Source organism: Actinospineispora eucalypti (assembly GCF_039543365.1).
GTDB classification, from domain to species: Bacteria; Actinomycetota; Actinomycetes; order Mycobacteriales; family Pseudonocardiaceae; genus Pseudonocardia; species Pseudonocardia eucalypti.
In genome coordinates this window covers 1-20,226 of record NZ_BAABJP010000058.1, presented here as the reverse complement: position 1 = coordinate 20,226, position 20,226 = coordinate 1, and the positions used below count along the sequence as shown (strand labels likewise).

Sequence of the window (20,226 nt, the reverse complement as noted above, 5' to 3'; positions counted from 1 at the left end):
TCAGCACTCCGCGGTCATCGTCCCAATCAGCGCCAGCAACGGCTCGGCGACCGCCTCGGCCCACCGCTCGGCGGACGGCTGCCGCACGCCGGCCAGCGCACCGGACAACGTCGGCACACCGACCTCACCGAACAGCTCGGCGTACCGCGCGCCCACCTCGGCCGGGTGCGACGGGTCGTCGCCCGGCACCACCAACAGGCGCCGCACCGCCCGGCCGGCTCGCCGGACGACGTCGGCGTCGGTGACCGGGCTGGTCGCCGCCAACCCCCGGAACGAGGCGATCAGGCTGGCCTGGTCGGTGAGCCCGATGTCCCGGCGCAGGGGTTCGGCCAGGTGGGGTCGCAGCGAGGCCAGCCACGGTTCCAGCACCGCGTCCCGCCCGTCCCGCTCGATCAGGTCGGCCAGACCCCGGTTGCGCGCGGCCACCGCCGGGTCGACCGGTTCGCCCGGCATGTGGTGCGGGGAGATCACCGCGAGCGCATCGGCCGAGGCGCCCGCTCCGGCATTCGTCCCGGCATTCGTCCCGGCATTCGTCCCGATCTGAGCTTCCGCATCGGCCGCCGCGCGGACCGCCACGCCGGCACCGAGGGCGAACCCGGCCAGCAGCACCGGTCCCCCGGTGCGCTCCCGGATCGCCGCCACCCACTCCCGGATGTCGGCGGCCAGGCGGTCCCAGGTGTGCGCCGCCGGATCCGGGCAGACCGAGTCACCGAAGCCCCGCAGGTCCGGCAGCACAACCTCGGCCCGCGCGGCCAGCCGGGCGGCCAGCGGCAACATGGCCCGGTGCGTCTGGTTGGCCGAGTGCACGACCAGCACCGTCGGCGCCCCCGGCGGGCCGGCGGGCCGGCGCACGCCGTGCAGGACGCAACCATCGCCGGCGGTGAGGGTGACGGGTTCGATCACCTGCGCTCCTCGGCGGTGGGCTCGGGCTCTCGTTCCAGGTTGCGCACCCTCGGGTCTTCCAGGAACTCGCGCAGCGGGGGCGCCGCGCCGAACTCCGCGCGCGTGCGCTGCACCAGCCGGAACGCGGTCAGCGAGTCCGCGCCGAGCGCGAACACGTCGTCGTCCAGGCCGATGCCGGTGTAGCCGAGCACCGCGCCGCACAGCTCCACCAGCTGGCGCTGCCGGTCGGTCTCCGGCGGCACGTACGGGTTGGGCAGTGCCGGCCTCGGAACCCCTGCCCCCGCCGGCCCAGCCGGTTTCGCTCGACCCGTGGGCTCGGGGTCGGCCCCGGCCGGGATCCGCCCGCCCGGGGCCGGGGTGACCGCGCCGGGCGCCGGCGGGTCGATCCAGTACCGGCGGCGGTACCACGGGTGGCCGGGCAACGGGACCTTGCGCGCGTCCGGCGGGCGCAACGCGGTGCCGTCCAGGTCCACGCCGGCGCACCACAGCGCGCCCAACGAGGTCAGCAAGGCGGTTACCGCCGGGTGAAATCCGCGACTCGGCCCGTCTGAATCAGCGACATGGGCTGTGGGGGCCAGCGATATGGGGGAGGGGAGGAGGGGGACGGCCACTGTGGGGGGGCCTAGGACTGTGCGGGCGGCGCGGGCGGCGGTGCGGCCGGGGCCTACCTCGATGAAGGCGGGTTTGGCTCGGCCGGCGGCGGCGCGCAGGGCAGTGGCGAAGTCGACGGGTTCCAGGGTGTGGCGGAGCCAGGACTCCACGTCGCGGGCTCGTTCTTCGGTGGCCGCGGCGCCGGTGACGGTGGTTACCCAGGGCAGGCGGGGGGCGGTCAGGGGCACCGCCGCGAGCAGGGTGCGGAGGGGGGCGCGGGCCGGTTTCAGGAGGGGTGAGTGTGGGGCGCAGCGGACCGGCAGCGGGCGGTGGGGGACGTCGGGCAGCCCGGCCAGCCAGGTGTCCAGGTCGGCCCGGGTGCCGGAGACCAGGCAGGAACCCGGCGCGGTGTGCACCGCCAGGGTCAGTCCGTCCGGCAGCTCGCCCAGCTCCGAAGGGTCGGCCAGCACGGCCTCGCCGGCGCCGTCCGGGTGGGTCGCGTCGAGCAGCACCTGCCGCCGGGCGACCAGGCGCACCGCCTCGGCCCGGTCCATCACCCCGGCCACGGCGGCGGCCGCGTACTCGCCGAGGCTGTGCCCGAGCACCCTGGTCGGCGTGATGCCCACCGAGCGGAGCAGGTCGGTGAGCGCGAACTCCACCGCGAGCACCGCCGCCGGCGAAAGCCCGGCCTCGTCGTCCACCGGGTCCGGCAGGCGGCCGGAGGTGATCAACTCCCCGAGCTCGGTACCCAACAGCCGGCCGGCCGAGGACAGTGCGTCCGCGAACGGCCGGTTGAACCGGGCCATCTCGGCGACCACGTCCCCGGGCACCGCTCCCGCCCCGCCGAACAGCAGCACCACCGGACGGGCCGACCGGGCCGGCTCCACCGGCGCGGACGCCAGCGCGACGGCCTGGGCGTCGAGCAGCGAGGCCGTCGCGGCGACCGCGTCACCCCACCGGCCCGGGGCCACCACGGAGGCCCGGTACGGGCCGGCCCGGCGGCCCTCGTGCAGGGTGCGGGCCACGTCGGCCAGGTCCAGCCCGGGGTGCGTGCGCAGGTGCCCGGCCAGTTCGGCGCAGCTGTCCCGGAGCGCCTCCGGGGATTGGGCGGAGAGCAGCAGCAGCTGCGGCTCGTCGGTCGGGTCCGGGCGGTCCGGCGGGCGGGGGGCCTCGCGCACCACCACGTGCGCGTTGGTGCCGCCGATGCCAAACGAGCTGACCCCGGCCGCCCGGGGGCGTTCCCCGCGAGGCCACGGGGTTTCCTCGGCGACCACCCGGAACGGCCCGCCGGCGAAGTCGATCAGCGGGTTGGGCTCGGTGTAGTGCGCGGTGGCGGGAATCCGCTCGTGGTGCAGCGCCAGCACCGTCTTGATCAGTCCGGCCACGCCGGCGGCCGTGTCGGTGTGCCCGATGTTGGACTTCACCGCGCCCAGGCCGCAGCTCTCCGGCGGCGCGCCGTCGGAACGGAAGGCCGAGGTCAGCGCGGCCACCTCCACCGGGTCGCCGACGGCGGTCCCGGTGCCGTGGGCCTCCACGTAGTCGATGTCCGCCGCCGTCAGCCCGGCCGCCGCGTGCGCGGCGACGATCACTTCCGCCTGACCCTGGGTGCTCGGCGCGGCGTAGCCGACCTTGCGCCGGCCGTCGTTGTTCACCGCCGTGCCGGCGATCACGCCGTAAATGGTGTCCCCGTCGGCGCGGGCGTCGGCCAGCCGCTTGAGCACCACTGCCGCGACCCCGTCACCGCCGGCCATCCCGGTGGCGGCCGCGTCGAACGGCCGGCACCGGCCGTCGGCCGACATCAGCCCGGCATCCACCCACCGGTAGCCCCGGCGGGCGGCCGGGTTCAGCGTCGCCCCGCCGGCCAGCGCCACATCGGCGCGCAGCCCGATCAGGTCCTGGCAGGCCAGGTGCACCGCGACCAGCGAGGTGGAGCACGCGGTGGCCACCGCCATCGCCGGCCCGGTCAGACCCAGCCGGTAGGCCACCCGGGTGGCCAGGGTGCTGGGCGCGTTGCCGGTGGCCAGGGTCATCAGGTCGGCCTGCGAGTCCTGGTACCAGGGCATCACGTTGCGCAGCAGGTAGCTGGCCAGGCCGGAGCCGGCGTACACCCCGACCACCCGGTCCGGGTCGGCCGGGTCGTGCCCGGCGTGCTCCAGCGCCCGGTGCGCGATCTCCAGGAACAGCCGGTGCTGCGGGTCCACCAGCTCCGCCTCGGCCGGGCTGAACCCGAAGTACTCCGCGTCCAGCCGCTCGATGCCGTCGATCGCCGAGTAGCGCAGCACCAAGTCTGGGTCCTTCAGCTCGGCCTCGGTGCCGCCGGCGGCGAAGAACTCCTCCTCGGTGGCCTGCCGGCCGCCGTCCCGGCCCTCCAGCAGCAACCGCCAGAACGCGTCCAGGTCCTCCGCGCCGGAGAACCGGGTGGCCATGCCGACCACCGCGATGTCGAGTTCCTCGTCGTACGTCTCGGCCACGGGTGAATCAGCCACGGGTCCTCCTCCCGGCCGCGCGCCGGGCCCGGCCGGCTCGCTCCCTGGCGCGTTGCAGCGCGGGATCGGGCGCCGCACTGTCCTCTCCATCCCGCCCCGCGCCCTCCAGCAGCGCGGCGAGCTCGCTCACCGTGGGGTGCGCGAGCAGGTCGAGCAGCGCGGGCTCGCGGCCGATGCGTTCGGCCAGGCGTTGTTGCACCATGACCATGAGCAGCGAGTTCCCACCCAGTTCGAAGAACCCGTGCCGGGCGCCGATCCGCTCGTAGGGCACGCCGAGCGCGTCCGCCCACACCTGGGCGATCTGTTCCTCCAGCTCGCCCTCCGGCGGCTCCGGCGGCCGGGTGTCGGCTTCCGGCGCGGAGGCAGCCAGCCAGCCGGCGAGTAAGGCCCGGTCCACCTTGCCGGACGGCCGCAGCGGCAGCTCGGTGACCGGCGCGGCCAGCGTGGGCACCGCGGCGGCGGGCAGCCGCTCGCGCAACCAGTCCAGCGCTCCGGCCCGGTCCGGTGACCCCGACGGCTCGGGCACCCAGGCCACGGCCAGCCGGGCGTCGCGTCCCGGGTCGATCGGCCCCGAGGCCTGTCGGTCCGCCGGCCGAGGCACCAGCACGGCGGCGGCCCGGCGCACGCCCGGATGGGCGGCCAGCACCGCCTCCACCTCCTCCAGCTCCACCCGGGCGCCGCGCACCTTCACCTGGTTGTCCCGCCGGCCGAGGAACTCCAGCCGGCCATCGGCCCGGTACCGCGCCAGGTCCCCGGTGGCGTACAGGCGTTCCCCGCGCGTGAACGGGCTGGCGACGAACCGCTCGGCGGTGCGTTTCGGGTCCGCCCGGTAACCCCGGCCCAGCAGGATTCCGCCGATGTACAGCTCGCCGGGCACCCCGGGCGGCACCGGCCGCAACCGGGCGTCCAGCACGTACAGCGCGGTGTTCGGGTTGGGCCGGCCCAGGGTGACCTCGGTGATCTCCCCCGGGTCGGCGGCCGGGTGGGTCTCCGAGCAGACCCCGATGGTCGCCTCGGCCGGGCCGTAGCCGTGGTAGAGGGTGACCGGCAGCGCGGCCCGGGTGCGCGAGAGCAGCTCGGCGGTGAGCTTCTCCCCGCCGCACCACAGGTGGCGCAGGCTGCCCGCCCGGGACGCGAAGGACGGCGTGTCCAGCAGCACCTCGAGCATCGAGGCGACCAGGTAGACGAAGGTCACGCGGTGCCGGTCGATCACGTCCACCAGGTGGGCCAGGTCGCCGTGCCGGTCGGGTTCGGCCAGCACCAGCCGGGCACCGGCGGTGAGCGGCAGCAGCAGCTCGTTGATGGAGATGTCGAAGGTCAGCGGCGCCTTGTGCAGCACCGCGTCGGACGCGCCCAGCGACAGCTTGGCCCGCTGCCAGGCCATCCGGCTGGCGATGGCCCGGTGCAGGATGACCGCGCTCTTCGGCACGCCGCTGGAACCCGACGTGTGGATGACGTAGGCGGCCCGCAGCCCGTCCGGCCCGTGGGCGCCCCGACCCCGCCGAGGCGGCGGATCCGCCGGTACGCCGCCAAGGTCCAGCTCGATGACGCCCTCGCGTTCGCCCAGCTTGGGGCGGTGCGTGGCATCGGTGAGCACGCCGTCCAGGCCGGCGGCCAGCTCGGCCACCCGGGCGGCGGGCAGGCCGGCGTCGATCGGCACGAAGGCCGCGTCGGCGGCCAGCACGCCGAGCAGCGCGGCGACCAGCTCCGGACTCCGGGGCAGCAGAACCCCGACGTAGCGTTCCCGGCCCGGCGCGGCGCCCAACCGGCGGTGGATCAGCGTGGCCACCCGGTCGGCGCGGTCCAGGAGCTCCCGGTAGCCCAGCGTCTCCCCGGCGGCGGTGACCACGGCCGGCGCGTCCGGCCGGGCGGCGGCGGCCGCGCGGATCTGGTCCAGCACGTTCTCGGCGGGCACCGGCGCGGCGGTGTCGTTCCACTCGCGCACCACCCGGGCCCGGTCCGGGCCGAGCACGTCCAGCTCGCCGATCGGCCGGGCCGGGTCGGCGCAGGCCTGGCGCAGCACCGCGAGCAGCGCGGCGACCAGGCGCTCGGCGGTGGGCCGGTCGAACACGTCGGTTCGGTAGGCCAGGATGCCCTCGATCGCGGCGCCGGTGGGCTGAAGTGACTGAACCAGTGTGCTGGAGTCACTGAATCGGCGTGCTGGGGTGGTGGTTTCGGCCAGGTTCAGGGTCAGGTCGAACTTGGCGGTCGCGGTGGCCCGGGGTGCGACCTCCGCCACCAGGCCGGGGAACGAGGGCTCCGGCAGTGCGCCGGCCGCGTAGGACAACATCACCTGGAACAGCGGGGTGCTCGAAGTACCGCGGCGCGGCGCGACCGCCTCCACCACCTGCTCGAACGGCAGGTCGGCGTGCGCGTAGGCGTCCAGTGCGGTCCGCCGCACCCGCGCGAGCAGCTCGGCAAAGCTCGGGTCGCCGCCGGTGTCGGTGCGCAGCACCACGGTGTTCACCAGGTAACCGACCACACCGGCCAGTGCGGCGTCGGTGCGCCGGCCGACCGGCGAGCCGACCGTGATGTCCTCCCCCGCGCCGAACCGGGTGAGCAGCGTGGCCAGCGCGGCGTGCAACACCATGAAGGTGCTCACCCCGTGCTCGGCGGCCAGCCGAGCCAGGCCGGCGCGCAGCTCCGGGTCGATCCGCACGTCCACCCGGGCGCCGGCGGTGTTGCCATCGGGCGCCGAACCGGGCGCCCGACCCGTGGCCGGGCGGGGGCGGTCCAGCGGCAGCTCGAGGCGCTCCGGGACGCCGGCCAGGGTGCGGGTCCAGTAGTCCCGCTGGCTGGCCCGCCGCTCGCCGGTGTCCAGTAGCTCGCGGTGCCACAGCGCCCAGTCGGCGTAGTGCACCGGCAGCGGCGCCCAGTCCGGTTCACCGCCGGCCGCCCGGGCGGCGTAGGCCGTGCCCAGGTCGGCCAGCAGCGGGCCCAGCGAGCCCTCGTCGGCGGCGATGTGGTGAAGGCAGAGCATCAGCGTGTGCCGGTCGGGGCCGCACCTGGTCAGCAACGCGCGCACCGGGGGCGCGGTGGCCAGGTCGAACGGCTCGGCCAGCAGCGCGTCCAGCTCCTCCTCGGCCAGGTCGGCGTGTTCGGCGAGCTCCAGGTCGTATCGAGGCAATACCACCTGCTCGGCGCCCTGGGGGCCGCGCGGGTAGATGGTGCGCAGGCTCTCCTGCCGGGCCACCACGTCGTTCAGCGCGGCTCGCAGCGCCGGCACGTCCAGCGCGCCGGACAGCTCCAGCCCGATGGGCACGTGGTAGGCCGGGCTGGCCGGGTCCACCCGGTGCAGGAACCACAGCCCGTGCGCCAGCTCGGCCACCGGCACCCGCTCCGGCCTGGCCCGCGCGAGAAGTGCCGGCGTGTCCGGCCCGGTCTCGCCCTCGGTGGCCAGCCGGGCGATGCCGGCCACGGTGGGGGCGTCGAAAACGGTGCGCACGTCGATCCGGCCGTCACCGGCGGGGAACGCCGCGCGCAGGCCGGCGGCCAGGCGGACCGCGAGCAGCGAGTGCCCGCCCAGGGCGAAGAAGTCGCTGTCCGCGCCGACCTGGGCCTCCGGCACGCCGAGCAGCTCGGCGAACAGTGCGGCCACGGTCTGCTCCGCCGGCCCCTCGGGCGGGCGGGACCCGGCGGTTGGCGCGGCCCCGGAACCGCCTCCGGCCAGCGGCAGCGCGGCCAGCTCCCGGCGGTCCAGCTTCCCGCTGGCGGTCAGCGGCAGCCGGGGCGCGGTGGCGAAGGCGGACGGCACCATCGGTTGGGTGAGCCGACCCGCCAGCTCTGCGCGCAATAAGTCAACGCCGGACAGCCGGGCGACCGTCTCCGGCGCCAGCCCCTCGGTGGCCACGACCGCGACCAGCCTCGGGTCCCCGGCCACCTCGCGGACCAGCACGGCCACCCGCGCGGCCGGGATGTCCAGCACCGCGCCGACGGCGGCGGCCACCTCCCCCGGCTCGATCCGGTAACCGCGCAGGCTGATCTGGTCGTCGATCCGGCCGAGGTGGCGCAGCGTGCCGTCGGCGGCGCGCCGGGCCAGGTCGCCGCTGCGGTAGCGGCGCCGCCCGCCGGGCGCGGCGACGAACCGGGCGGCGGTGCGGGCCGGGTCACCCAGGTAACCCCGGGTCACCCCCGGGCCGCCCACCCACAGCTCGCCGATCACCCCGGTGGGCACCGGACGGCCGGCCGGGTCGACCACGTCCAGCCACTGGCCGGGCAGCGCCTGCCCGATCGGCGTGCCCGCCGCGCCGCCGGGCAGCGTGGCCACCCCGTCGCTGGAAAGCGCCGCGACACTGGCGTGCACCGTGGTCTCGGTGATGCCGAACATGTTGACCAGCAGAGGCCGCCGGTCCGGGTGCCGGGAGTACCAGCGCCGGACCAGCTCCGGCGGGAGCGACTCGCCGCCGAACAACACCAGCCGCGGCGCCGACCCGGCCAGCAGCCCGGGGTCCTCGGCATCGGCGGCCACCAGCCCGGCGAAGGCCGAGGGGGTCTGGCTGAGCACGGTCACGCCGTGCTCGGTGACCAACCGGGCCAGGGCGCGCGGTTCGCGCACGGTCTCCGGGTCCACCAGGACCAGGCGGGAGCCGTGGTACATCGCGCCCCAGATCTCCCAGACCGAGAAGTCGAACGCCGCCGAATGGGTCACCGACCACACATCGTCCGGCCCCAGGAACCCGGGCAGGGCGGCGTCGGTGGCGGCGAGCATGGCGGCCAGGTTCGCCCTGGTCACCACCACGCCCTTGGGCCGGCCGGTGGACCCGGAGGTGTGGATCACGTAGGCCGCGTCGCCGGGGTGCGGCGGGCGGACCAGCTCGCCCGGCTCGACCGGCCCGGCCGGCCGCTCGGCCACCCGGACCGCGTCGGCGCCGTCGACCAGCAGGTGCGGGGCGTCACCGAGCGCGTCGCCCAGCCGTTCCGCGATGGCCCGCTCGGTGATCACCACCAGCGGGTCGGCGCCGGCCACCACGTGCGCGGTGCGCACCGCCGGGTGGCGCGGGTCCACTGGCACGTGCACCGCGCCGGCCTGGTGGATCGCCAGCTGCGCGGTGACCATGGCCACCGACGGCGGCAGCGCGACCACCACCGAACGCTCCGGGCCGGCCCCTCGCGCGAGCAGTTCCCTGGTCAGCTGGTTGGCCGCCCGGCCGAGCAGCTCGGCCGACACCCGCTCCGCCAGGTGCGGCACGTCCACCGGCACCGGCGCGGGCTCGCGTCCCGGAGCGGCCGGCGGCACCGAGACCGGCGGCGGCTCGCCCAACGGCAGCCGGCTCACCGGCACCTCCGGGTCCCCCAGCAGCACGGCGGCGACCTGCGGGAACAGTGACGCCACCGTCTCCGGCGCGTACCGGTCGCCCCGGTACGTGGACTCCGCGTGCAGCCCGCCGGCGCCCCGGCTCATCGCCACCGTCAGGTCGAACTGGCTGGCGTGCGCCGGCACCCGCTCCTCGGCCACCGCGATCTCCGGCCCGAACGGTTCACCCGAACCGAACCGGTCGTCGTAGGTCAGGAACATCACCCGGAACAGATCGTCCGCGGCCACTCGACCGGCCCGATCGCGGTTCAGCCGCTCCACCACCGCGTCGAACGGCAGCTCCTGGTGGGCCAGCGCGCCGGTCACCACCTCGCGCACCCGGCCCAGCAGCTCGCCGAACCCGGGGTCGCCGGCCAGCGAGACGCGCAGCACCACGGTGTTGCCGAAGTCACCGACCACCCCGGCCAGCTCCGCCCGGTCCCGCCCGCTGACCGGCGACCCCACCGAGATGTCCGTCGCCCCCGTCCGCCGGTGCAGGACCACCGCCAGCGCGCCGAGCAGCACGGCGAACGGAGTGGTCCCCCTCTCCCGCGCATGCCCCGAAACCGCCTCATCGACGCGCGTGCCCATCTCGACCCCAACCCACCCCGCCACCCCGAGCCGCACATCCAGGTACGGCGAGTCGGGGATCTGGGTACGGCGAGTCGGGGATTCAGGTACGGCGAGTCGGGGATTCGGGTACGGCGAGTCGGGGTTTGAGGTACGCCCCGCCCCGGGCCGGGAGCCCCGGGACAGGACCCCGGGCTCGGGCACAAAGTCCCGAGACAGGACCCCCGGCTCGGGCACGAAGTCCCGGGGCCGCACGACCGGCTCGGGCACGAAGTCCCGGGGCGGCGCGACCGGCACAGGCTCGAAGTCCCGGGGCGGCACGACCGGCTCGGGCTCGAAATCCCGGGGCGGGGCCACCGGCTCGGGAAGTCCGTCCAGCCGCTCGCGCCAGTAGAGCTGGTCCTCCCGCTCGTCCGGCCCGCCGGCCCGCCCGGCCTGCCAGACCGCGACGTCGCCGACCTGCAGCTCCGGCTCGGCGCGCCGGTCCGGGTCGCCGGAACGCTCCGCCCGGTACCCGGCGGCCAGCTCGTCGACCAAAATCGTCCAGCTGGCGTCATCGGCGGCCACGTGGTGCACCACCAGCAGCAACACGTGATCATCAGCACCCAGCCGGGACAGCGCCAGCCGCAGCGGGAACTCGGCGGCCAGGTCAAACGGCCGGCCGGCGAACCGCTCCGCCAGCTCGGCCGCGCCCACCCCTTCCACCACCTCGAGCACCTGCCCGGGAGCCGCATGCACCCGCTGCCGGGGCTCGCCGTCCACCTCGGCGTCGAAGGTGCTGCGCAGCACCTCGTGCCGCGCCACCAACCGGGCGCAGGCCCGGGCCAGCGCGTCCACGTCCAGCGGTCCGCGCAGCCGCAGCGCCCGGCACAGCGTGGCCGACGTGTCGTCCGGGTTCAGCCGCTGGCCGAACCACATGCGTCGCTGCGTACTGGTCAACGGGAAGCTGTCCGCCGGGCGGGGGGCACGCGGGATCCGGTCCTGGCCCGACTTCTCCGCGCACAGGGATCGCTCGGCGAGCAGCTCGCGCATCAACGCCCGGCGGCGGGCCGAGGCGTCCTCGTGCTCGGGGGCGGTGGGCTGGGCACTCAAGACAACGCTCCTTGCTGGTCACAGGCTGGTCACAGACTGGTCAGACTGGTCAGCGGGACATGCGCGCGACCAGGGCGGCCAACACCCGGTCGCGTTCGGTCACCAGGTAGAAGTGGTCGCCCGGGAACACCACCCGGTCGAACCGGCCGGTGGTCAGGCCGGCCCACCCATCGGTCGCGGACACCGGCACCGAGGTGTCGGCGTCGCCGACGAACACGGTCAGGTCGGCCGCCACCGGCTCGCCCGGCCGGGAGTCGTACCCGGCCAACATCTCCAGGTCGGCGCGCAGGGTGGGCAGCAGGACCTCGCGCAACAGCTCGTCGTCCAGCTCCGGGGGTGGCAGCGCGGAACCGCCCGGAGCAGCCACGGCGGCGGAGACCGCCGAGCGCAGCGAGTCGAGCAGCCGGCGGTCCCGGGCCACCCCGTCCAGGTCGGCCAGCGGGCGCCCGCGCACGGGCGAACCGGGGGCAACCCGACCGGAGACCACCAGGCCGCGCAGCGCGCCCGGGGCGTCCTCCTGGAACATCCGCGCGGCGGCCAGGGCCAGGCTGGCGCCCATGCTGTGCCCGAACAGCACCAGCGGGGCGTCCGTCGGGTCGGCCACCCGGTCCAGCCACTCGCCGACCACCTCGCCGGCCAGCTCGAGCAGGTCGGTGGCGAACGGCTCGCGGCCCCGGTCCTCCCGGCCCGGGTACTGCACGGCGGTCAGTTCCACCCCGGCCGGCAGGGCCGCCGCCCAATCCCGATAGACGCTGGCCGACGCCCCGGCCCAGGGGAAGCACAGCAGGCGGCCGGCCGGGCGGGCCACCGGTCGGCGGGTACGCAGCGCGCTCATGCCCGGTCCTCCCCGGAGATCCGGCCGGCCGCGCGCGCCCGCCACAGCCACCAGGAGAACCCCACCGCCACCGCGCACCAGGCCAGCGGCACCAGCGCCACCCGGGCGTCCGGCGGCCCGCCGCGCAGGCACCACAGCAGCGCGTCCACGCCGGCGGTGAACGGCAGGTACGCGACCACCGGCCGCAGCCCGGCCGGGAACGACTCCAGCGGCGCGAACCCGGTGCTGAAGAACATCAACACCAGGAACACCGGCGCCAGCACGTTCAACCCGGACCGGGTGGCCCCGGTCACCGCGAGGCTGGACACGGTCACCCCGACCACCGCCGCGAGCACCGCCAGCACCCCGAAGAACAGCGCCAGCCCGAACGGGCCGGCCGGCACCCGCATGCCGAAGGCGAAACCGACCGCCACCAGCGGCACCGCCGCCACCAGCACCCTGGCCACCTCGGCCAGCACCCGGCCGAGCAGCATCGAGCCGGGGTGCACCGGCATGGTGGCGAACCGGCCGAGCAGCCCGGACTCCCGCTCGTCGAACAGCGCCGCGCCGCTCACCAGCGCGCCGAACACGCAGCCGACCAGCACGATCAGCGCCACCAGGTCACCGGCGTCCCGCCCCGGCGCGAACGCGGTGAGCCCCCGGGAGAACACCAGCTGGAACATCACCAGCAGCAGCGCGGGGAACAGCAGCGACTGCACCACCAGCACCGGGTTCCGGCGCGACCCGCGCAGCACCCGTTCCGCGTGCAACAACCCGGCCCTAAGCATCCGAGCCCCCGACCCGCCGGCCGGCCCCCAACAACAGCCCGGCCAGAGCCAGCACCGCGCACCAGACGAACGCCACCAGCACCGGGAACCCCCCGGGAGCGCCCTCGGCGAACCCGCGCAACGCGGCCAGCACCGGGGACACCGGCTGCCAGGCCACCACCGGCCGCAGCCACCCGGGGAAGCCGTCCAGCGGGATGAACGCCGTCGAGATCATCAACAGCAGGAGCTGCGGCACCAGCAGCGCCTCGGCGGCCCCCGCCGGGTCCGACGCGCGCAGCGCCACCCCGACGAACAGCAGCGACATGGCCACCGTGAACGCCACCACGACCAGCGCGAACCCGACCACCCCGGCCAGCGAGGCGAACCGGAAGCCGACCAGTGCGGCGGTCAGGCACGCCGCCACCGCGCCGACCAGCGCGGCGGCCACGTCCACCAGCAACCGGCCCAGCAGCGGCCCCTGGCCGCTCACCGGCATGCTGGCCACCCGGCGCAAGAGGCCGGCGCGCGCGTCGTCGGCCAGCGCGGTGGCCGAGGCGATGGCGGTGAAGATGCAGGACTGCACCACCAGCGCGGGGCCGATGTACCGCCCGTAGTCCAGGCCGCGCGCGCTCATCGCTCCGCTCAGCGGCACGTAGAAGCCGAGGAAGTACAGGACCGGCGCCAGCACCACGCCGACCAGCCCGGCCCGGTCGGCCAGCAGCCGTTTCGCCTGCCGTCCGGCATGCAACGCCACCTGCCGCCCCAGCCCGGCGGGGGCGGCGAAGACCGCCGCGGTCACGGAACCGGGGCCTTCTCGGTGAGCGCCAGGAACACCTCGTCCAGGCTGGGCCGGCGCAGCGTGATGTCGGACAGCTCGATGCCGGCCCGCTCGGTGCGGGACATCGCCTCGGCCAGCGTGCGCGGGCCGTCCGGCGCGGGCACCACCACCCGGCCGCTGTCGGCCTCCACCGTGGCCCCCAACGACGCCAGCGCCTCGCGCACCGCGTCCAGCTGGTCCGGGTCGGCCGGCACCACCGAGCAGACGGTGTCCGCGATGCGCGCCTTCAGCTCGGCCGGGGTGCCCTCCTGCAGCACCACTCCGTGGTCGATCACCACCACCCGGTCGGCCAGCCGGTCGGCCTCCTCCAGGTACTGGGTGGTGAGCAGCACGCCGATGCCGCTCGCGGCCAGCCGCTTCACCACCCGCCAGAGCATCCGGCGGCTGCGCGGGTCCAGGCCGGTGGTCGGCTCGTCCAGGATCAGCAGCTTGGGCTCGACGACCACGCTGACCGCGAGGTCGATCCGCCGGCGCATGCCGCCGGAGTACGCCTCCACCCGCTTGTCGGCCGCGTCGACCAGGTCGAACAGCTCCAGCAGCTCGGTCGCCCGGTCCCGCGCGGCGGCCCGGGACAGCCCGAGCAGCGAGCCGAAGAGCACCAGGTTCTCCCGCCCGGTGAGCTTCTCGTCCAGCGCCGCGTACTGGCCGGTGACGCCGATCGCCGCGCGCACCCGCTTCGGCTCGGCCACCACGTCCGCGCCGGCCACGGTGACCGTGCCGTCGTCCGGGCGCAGCAGCGTCGCGACGATGTTGATCAGCGTGGTCTTCCCGGCCCCGTTCGGGCCGAGCACGCCGAGGAGCTCCCCCGGTCGCACGGTCAGCTCGACGCCGCGCAGTACGGCGTGATCGCCGAACGCCTTGCGCAACCCGGCCACCCGCAGCAGCGGTTCCTGATCGGTCATGGTCCCCTCCATGATCAAAGCTTTCCGCGCGGTTAGGCGCGTAACACCTGGTAGACCCGCGCGAGCAGGCGGGCGATCGCCGCGCGCAGCTCGGCGTCCTCGCCGGCCTGGTCCAGCTCGCCGGCGGCCAGCGCGGACAGCACCCGCTCGGTCACCGCGGCCACCCCGGCGACCTCGTCCGGTTCGAACACCCCGGCCCGCTCGTGCCAGGCCATGCGCAGCGCGCCGGCCGGCCGGTCGAACCGCACGTCCAGCGCGACCTGGGCGTTCTGCGTGTGCACGGCGGTCTCCACCAGGCCGCCGAGCACCGGTTTCGCCGGATCACGCAGGCCGAGCAGGCCGGTCAGCACGATCGGCGCGGCCACCCGGTCGGGCCCGCCGTGCCGGGCGGTGAACGCGGACACCAGCGCCATGCCGTCGGTCTCCGGCTCGGACAGCTCGGCCCACAGCGCCCGCTGGGTTGCCCGGGTCACGTCGAGTAGCGAACGTCGTTCGCGCAGGTCGAAGGGCACCAGCGACACCGTGGACAACGGACCGACCAGCCGGGCCACGTCCGGATGGAACGGCACGCGGTGCGCCCTCGGCACGCTCACCGTGAACCGGGTCGTCTCCCGCCAGGCCGCGATCACCTGCGCCAGCACCGCCAGCACGAAGGCGGTCTCGCCGACCTTGGCGGCCCGGCAGGCATCCCGCAGCGACCGCCACTCCGCCGGCTCCAGCCGGCTGTGGTTGATCTCCACCCGGGGCGGGGCGTCGTACCGAGGCGGCACCGGCGGCCCCGGGGGCAGCGCGGCCACCCGTTCCTCGGCCGGGCGGCCGGTGCGCTCCCGCTCGGCGCGCACCCGCTCGTGCTCCGCGAAACCCACCCTCGGCGCGGGTTGGGCGGACCCGGTCGCCCGGTAGTCGGCGGTGAGCTCGTCCAGCACTGTCCACCAGCTGGCCAGGTCGATCACCGTGGCGTCGAAGGACACGTGCAGTTCGTCGGCCCCGTCGCCGGTCAGCAGCACCTCGAGCCCGACCAGCGGCCACCGGTCCAGCGGCCGCTCCTCGTGGCTCAGCCGCCCCGCGAGCTCGGCCCGCGCCGCGCGCACCTCGGCGTCGGCGGCCCCGCGCAGGTCGTGCACCACGATCCCGTCCCCGGGGGCCTCGGCGAGGACCCGCTGGGTGCCCAGCTCCGGGTCGATCACCGCGCGCAGCATCTCGTGCCGGGCCACCGCCGCCCGCCAGGCCTCCCGCAGCCGCGCCACGTCCAGCGGACCGGCGTAGACCCGGTGGTCGTGCGCGGGCAGCCCGCCCCACGGATAAGCCGGGTGCCGGCCCGCCACATATGCACGTTGCAGCCGGGTGAGCGGCGTGTCGGGCATGAGGTCCTTCCAGCCGTGGCGAGCAAGTTAGCTTAGGCTTACCTGCATACAGGCTCGGCGAAGGGATGTCCATGCGAGTGCGGCAGGTGATCGGCACGGCGCTCGTCACAGTGCTGGTCCTGATCGCCGGTCCGGGCGCGCTCCCGGGCTGCGCGAGCGAGGCCCCGCCGGCGACCTCACCGGAGGCCTCACCGGAGCCCGGCCAGCCCGTAGGCGGGCCGTTCCCGGTGACCATGGCCCACGGCCTCGGCGGCACCACCGTCCCCCGGCAGCCCCGGCGGATCGTGGCGATCGGCGGCAACGACGCGGACGCGCTCTACGCGCTGGGCGTCACCCCGGTCGCGGTGCTGGGCGGCCGGGGCACCGCGGACGGCATCCCGCCGTGGTTGCGCGGCCGCCTGGACCCGAAGCAGACCGCCGTGCTCAGCTCCACCGAGGCGGTCAACCTGGAGCATCTGGCGGCGCTGCGCCCGGATCTGATCCTGGCCGGCTCGGTGCCGAACATCGCCGACGAGTACGCCAAGCTCTCCCGGATCGCGCCCACGGTCACCTACGCCCGCGGCGTGCTCACCGACTCCTGGCAGGAACGGCTTCGCCTGGCCGCAAAGGCCGTCGGCCTGGAACCCCGAGCCGAGCAGCTGATCACCGACACCCAGCGGCGGATCACCGGTTTCCTGGGCTCCCACCCCGGCCTGGAAGGAAAGACGATCAGCATCGCCTGGGCCAACCAGCCGGGATCGCTGGCCGTGGTCGGCGGCGACAACAACACCACCGACCTGCTGCGCGCCCTGGGCCTGCGTGTCGCCCCGGGCCTGCGGGACATCAACTCCAACACGCTGCCCAACGCGGCCACGTCGCTGTCCCCCGAGCAGTGGTCACGCCTGGACGCCGATGTCGTGCTGGTCGGCGCCAACTCCCCCGACCTGGCCGCGGCGGTGCGTGACAGCCCCCTGGTCCGCGCCCTGCCCGCCATAGCCCGAGGCACCTACCAGGAGGTGGACATCTCACTCCTGTCCGCCCTCCGCGTCCCCTCGGTCCTCAACGTGACTTGGGTGGTCGACCAGATCACCCCCACCCTCACCCGCGCCGCCACCTAACCCATATCGCGGGTTTCACCGCCCCATGTCGCGGGTTTCACCGCCCCATATCGCGGGTTTCACCGCCCCATGTCCGTGGGTTCGGTCCGCCGAGTGCGGGGAAACCCGCGACACGAGCTGCCGAAACCAGCGATATGGGCGGGCGTGGCCCGCGATATGGCGGGTGGGGCGGAGGGGTTAGGCGGGTAGGAGCTCCGAGTGCAGGACGTCGGGGAGGGTCTCCACCGGGGGGAGGGCCAGCGTGCGGCGGCGCGCCCATGCGGCGCGTTCGGCCAGCTCGGTGTCGGCCAGCGCCTGACGGATCCGGTCGGCCAGCTCGTCGGCGCCCAGGCCCAGGGTGACCGAGCCGAGGCCCAGCCGGGCCACCGCCTCGGCGTTCGAGGGCTGGTCCATGGTGGACGGGCGGACCAGCATCGGCACCCCGGCCCGCACCGCCTCCCGGATGCTGTTGTAGCCGCCGTGCGTGCAGAACAGCGCGGACGCCTGCAGCACCAGCCGCTGCGGCACCAGGTCGCGCACCGTGACGTGATCGGCGCGGGGCATCCCGGCGCAGTCCATCCCACCGGTGGAAACCAGCGCCGCACAGTCCACCCGGGAGAGCGCGTCCAACAGGGTGCGCACGGCATCCTCGGGACTTTCCCCGGGCCTTCCGCCGTGTTTCCGTCGGGCGCCTAACTGGGCGCCCGACCCGTGCCGGCTACCGCCGGGCTGCTCCCGCCAGGTGCGCCATGCGGTGCCGATGGCGGCGAACACCACCGGCCGCCCCGCCGGGGCGGCGGCCACCGATTCCGGCAGCGCCGAGTCCGGCTCGTCCCACTGCGGCTGGCGGAACCGCAGCGCCCGCTTCGGCGGGTGCACCGCCACGGACAGCTCCTCGGGCAGGTAGTCCAGCACCGGCCCCGGGTAGAGCCCGCCGGGGTCCGCCAGAGCCGGCAGGCCCAGGTCGCGCCGGTAGTCGTCGATCACCACCGAGATGGCCGCCGGGTCCAGCGCATTGCTCATCGCGCCGGCCAGGCAGACCAGCGGCAGCCCCAGGCGCTCGGCGGCCAGGTAGCCGGCGAACTCGGTGTCGTCGCGGATCACCACGTCCGGCCGGAACTCCCGGGCCAGCTCGATCAGCTCGTCCGCCCGCCGCCGCAGGCCGGCGGCCGCCTGCACGGCGGCCAGCGCGTTGGACAGCGGCGAGCCGTAGTCGGGGCCGTCCGAGGCACCCTCCGGGTCACGCAGCATCGGGACCGCGCGGGCTCCGGTCGCCGCCACCTCCCCGGCCAGCGCCGGGGTGGTCACCACCAGCACGTCCGCGCCGCCGGTCAGCAGCGCACGCAGGGCCGGCAGCAGCGGAACCAGGTGGGACCGGACGCTCCATACAGTGCACAACACCCGCAACACAAGTACCTAACCCGCTCTACCTATTGGGGCTGGCCGGTCCACCCTGTTAGCCTAGCCTAAGGAGGGGGGCGTCACTCTGCCCCTGAGAGGCACGCTCAGCCACTCGCGCGAGGACCCGATGATCCAGCTCCAGAACGTCACGAAGATCTACCGGATGGGCACCGTAGAGCTGCGGGCGCTGGACGGGGTCAACGTGTCGATCGACGGCGGCGACCTCGTGGCGATCATGGGGCCCTCCGGTTCCGGCAAGAGCACCATGATGAACATCCTGGGTTGCCTCGACGTCCCCACCGAGGGCACCTACAAGCTGGACGGCATCGACGTCGGCACGCTGAGCGACAACCAGCTCGCGGACATCCGCAACCGGAAGATCGGGTTCGTGTTCCAGGCTTTCAACCTGATCCCCCGCACCACGGCGCAGCGCAATGTCGAGCTCCCCATGGTCTACGCCGGAATGGGCAATCGCCGGGGCAAAGCCCACGACGCCCTCGACAAGGTAGGGCTCAGTGACCGGACGAGGCATTTGCCGAGTGAACTTTCCGGTGGCCAGCAACAGAGAGTAGCTATCGCCCGGGCGATTGTGACCGATCCGGTGATGATCCTGGCAGATGAGCCAACCGGTAACCTGGACACCGCCTCAACCGTTGAAATCATGAAGCTGCTCGTAGAACTGAATGACGCTGGCCGCACCGTCGTACTGATCACGCATGAGCACGACGTGGCCAACTTCGCCAAGCGGATTATCACGCTGCGTGACGGTGCAATCGTCAGTGATCGCGCGCCGGAGAATCGGACCTTGGTGCACGGATAAGCGGTACAAGCACAACCCCATAGACCCACCACTAATTGCTCCCCAATTAGTCCGCGATCCCCCGATACGTCGCGGACCGCGCGAAAGGCAGGACAGTTCATGGCTCGGACCAAGGTCCGCGGCGGCTCAGGGGTGCGCGCGGCAGCCGTCGCGTCGCTCGCCCTGATGGTCGCCTCGGCGGCAACGGCATGTGGTGGTGACACACCCGCGCCGCCGACGGCGCAGGTGGAGCGGGGAAGTGTGGCCACGAAGGTGTCCGCCTCCGGCGCGCTCGCCGCGGTTACCTCGCAGAACCTGGGCTTCACCACGGGCGGCAAGCTGGTTGAGGTTGCGGTCAAGGTGGGCGACAAGGTGCAGCCCGGCCAGTTGGTGGCCAAGATCGATGACTTCCCGGCGAAGCAGGAGCTGAACCGGTTGCAGGGGTTGTTGGACCAGGCGCAGGCCAACCTGGACAAGATCGTGAACGGTAACCAGGCAGAGGGTGCCGGCCGGGTGGAGAACCAGTCCAAGGACATCTACGACGCGGTCAAGCGGCAGGTCGACGCGGTCAACGACCAGAACGACACGGCGGTGTTCCACGCCCGCAAGAAGCTGCAGATGGACAAGGCGGCGCTGGAGGCGGCGTACCTGGCCTACAAGAAGGCCTGCGGGATGCCGGTGGCGCCGGCCGCTCCGGATGACCAGTCGGCGGCGGACGCGGCGAACGACCCGTCCAGTGGCCAGCCCAGCCAGGGCGGGCTGCTCAGCGGGGTCACCGGCCAGCAGGGCAGCCTCATGGAGCAGGCCGGCCCCTGCAAGGACGCCCGCGACGCCTACATCGCGCGCAAGCAGACGTATATGGCGTCGAAGCAGTCCTACGATGCGGCGGTGGCGTCGCGGGATTCGGCGCGGGCGGCGGGCAAGGTGACGGTGGAGCGGGAGAAGCTGAACCTGATCACCGCGCGGAACAACGAGGAGTTGCAGGACACCGACCGCGAGGCGAACATCGACGCGCAGGAAGGCGCGGTCGAGTCGGCGCGGGCGCAGGTGGCGAACGCGCAGCGCAATGTGGAGAACACCACGTTGTACTCGCCGGTGGCCGGCACGGTGTCGGCGTTGACCGGTGTGGTCGGCGAGTATGTGGGCAATGGGGCGCCGACGTCGGCGTTGGCGCCGGGTAGTGGGGCGGCGATTCCGGGTGTGGGTGCGGCGGCGACGTCGGACTCGGCGGGTAACGCCGGTGGTGGCCTGTCGGCCACGCGTCCCGGTGGTGGCGCGTTCGTGGTGTTGAACGACATCAACACCTTCCAGGTGGTGGTGCCGTTCGAGG

At 74.6% G+C, this 20,226-nt stretch carries 12 protein-coding genes; 3 read left to right on the top strand and 9 right to left on the bottom strand.

The genetic code is table 11. The features are described 5' to 3' along the window. Genes ABEB12_RS37710 through ABEB12_RS37675 form a run of 8 tightly spaced genes read right to left on the bottom strand, consistent with a single transcriptional unit; the run spans position 1 to position 15,620 of the window. Positions 1-903, bottom strand: coding sequence for an alpha/beta fold hydrolase (locus ABEB12_RS37710; RefSeq protein WP_185059912.1), 903 nt, complete (start codon positions 901-903; stop codon positions 1-3). Then, positions 900-3,980 carry a beta-ketoacyl synthase N-terminal-like domain-containing protein gene (locus ABEB12_RS37705; protein WP_185059911.1) on the bottom strand — a complete coding sequence of 1,027 codons (3,081 nt, stop codon included), beginning with the start codon at positions 3,978-3,980 and terminating at the stop codon, positions 900-902. Before ABEB12_RS37705 ends, ABEB12_RS37710 begins: the two co-directional genes overlap by 4 nt. Next, on the bottom strand, positions 3,973-10,935 hold the full coding sequence (locus tag ABEB12_RS37700) for a non-ribosomal peptide synthetase (protein WP_185059910.1): 6,963 nt from the start codon (positions 10,933-10,935) through the stop codon (positions 3,973-3,975). Before ABEB12_RS37700 ends, ABEB12_RS37705 begins: the two co-directional genes overlap by 8 nt. 49 nt (positions 10,936-10,984) lie before the next feature. Further along, the gene (locus ABEB12_RS37695; protein ID WP_185059909.1) at positions 10,985-11,770 is read right to left on the bottom strand and encodes an alpha/beta fold hydrolase; all 786 of its coding nucleotides are present in this window, start codon (positions 11,768-11,770) and stop codon (positions 10,985-10,987) included. Beyond that, positions 11,767-12,537: an ABC transporter permease gene (locus ABEB12_RS37690; RefSeq protein WP_185059908.1), complete on the bottom strand. Its 771-nt coding sequence runs from the start codon at positions 12,535-12,537 to the stop codon at positions 11,767-11,769. The genes ABEB12_RS37695 and ABEB12_RS37690 overlap by 4 nt, the downstream gene beginning before the upstream one ends. After that, positions 12,530-13,315 (bottom strand): ABC transporter permease, encoded by a 786-nt coding sequence (locus ABEB12_RS37685; protein WP_185059907.1) that lies wholly within the window; start codon positions 13,313-13,315, stop codon positions 12,530-12,532. The genes ABEB12_RS37690 and ABEB12_RS37685 overlap by 8 nt, the downstream gene beginning before the upstream one ends. After that, a complete protein-coding gene (locus ABEB12_RS37680) occupies positions 13,312-14,256 on the bottom strand; it encodes an ATP-binding cassette domain-containing protein (RefSeq protein ID WP_185059906.1) in 945 nt (314 codons plus the stop codon). Before ABEB12_RS37680 ends, ABEB12_RS37685 begins: the two co-directional genes overlap by 4 nt. Before the next feature lie 32 nt (positions 14,257-14,288). Beyond that, positions 14,289-15,620 (bottom strand): condensation domain-containing protein, encoded by a 1,332-nt coding sequence (locus ABEB12_RS37675; protein ID WP_185059905.1) that lies wholly within the window; start codon positions 15,618-15,620, stop codon positions 14,289-14,291. A gap of 71 nt (positions 15,621-15,691) precedes the next feature. Between ABEB12_RS37675 and ABEB12_RS37670 the strand changes: the two genes are divergently transcribed. Further along, positions 15,692-16,717: an ABC transporter substrate-binding protein gene (locus tag ABEB12_RS37670; RefSeq protein ID WP_185059904.1), complete on the top strand. Its 1,026-nt coding sequence runs from the start codon at positions 15,692-15,694 to the stop codon at positions 16,715-16,717. A 177-nt stretch (positions 16,718-16,894) separates the two neighbouring features. Here ABEB12_RS37670 and ABEB12_RS37665 read toward each other — a convergent pair whose 3' ends face one another. Then, positions 16,895-18,094, bottom strand: a complete 1,200-nt coding sequence (locus ABEB12_RS37665) for a nucleotide disphospho-sugar-binding domain-containing protein (RefSeq protein ID WP_185059903.1) — start codon at positions 18,092-18,094, stop codon at positions 16,895-16,897. Positions 18,095-18,224: 130 nt separating this feature from the next. Between ABEB12_RS37665 and ABEB12_RS37660 the strand changes: the two genes are divergently transcribed. Together ABEB12_RS37660 and ABEB12_RS37655 are read left to right on the top strand one after the other, a co-directional pair. Further along, the gene (locus ABEB12_RS37660) at positions 18,225-18,917 is read left to right on the top strand and encodes an ATP-binding cassette domain-containing protein (RefSeq protein WP_185059902.1); all 693 of its coding nucleotides are present in this window, start codon (positions 18,225-18,227) and stop codon (positions 18,915-18,917) included. 99 nt (positions 18,918-19,016) lie between these two features. Continuing rightward, the coding region (locus ABEB12_RS37655; RefSeq protein ID WP_345703497.1) for an HlyD family secretion protein at positions 19,017-20,226 on the top strand (1,210 nt) is incomplete at its 3' end.

Coding starts and splice junctions, on each gene's coding strand:
- ABEB12_RS37695 (WP_185059909.1), bottom strand. CDS start 11,770: ATGAGCGCGCTGCGTACCCGCCGACCGGTGGCCCGCCCGGCCGGCCGC.
- ABEB12_RS37690 (WP_185059908.1), bottom strand. CDS start 12,537: ATGCTTAGGGCCGGGTTGTTGCACGCGGAACGGGTGCTGCGCGGGTCG.
- ABEB12_RS37680 (WP_185059906.1), bottom strand. CDS start 14,256: ATGACCGATCAGGAACCGCTGCTGCGGGTGGCCGGGTTGCGCAAGGCG.
- ABEB12_RS37675 (WP_185059905.1), bottom strand. CDS start 15,620: ATGCCCGACACGCCGCTCACCCGGCTGCAACGTGCATATGTGGCGGGC.
- ABEB12_RS37670 (WP_185059904.1), top strand. CDS start 15,692: ATGCGAGTGCGGCAGGTGATCGGCACGGCGCTCGTCACAGTGCTGGTC.
- ABEB12_RS37660 (WP_185059902.1), top strand. CDS start 18,225: ATGATCCAGCTCCAGAACGTCACGAAGATCTACCGGATGGGCACCGTA.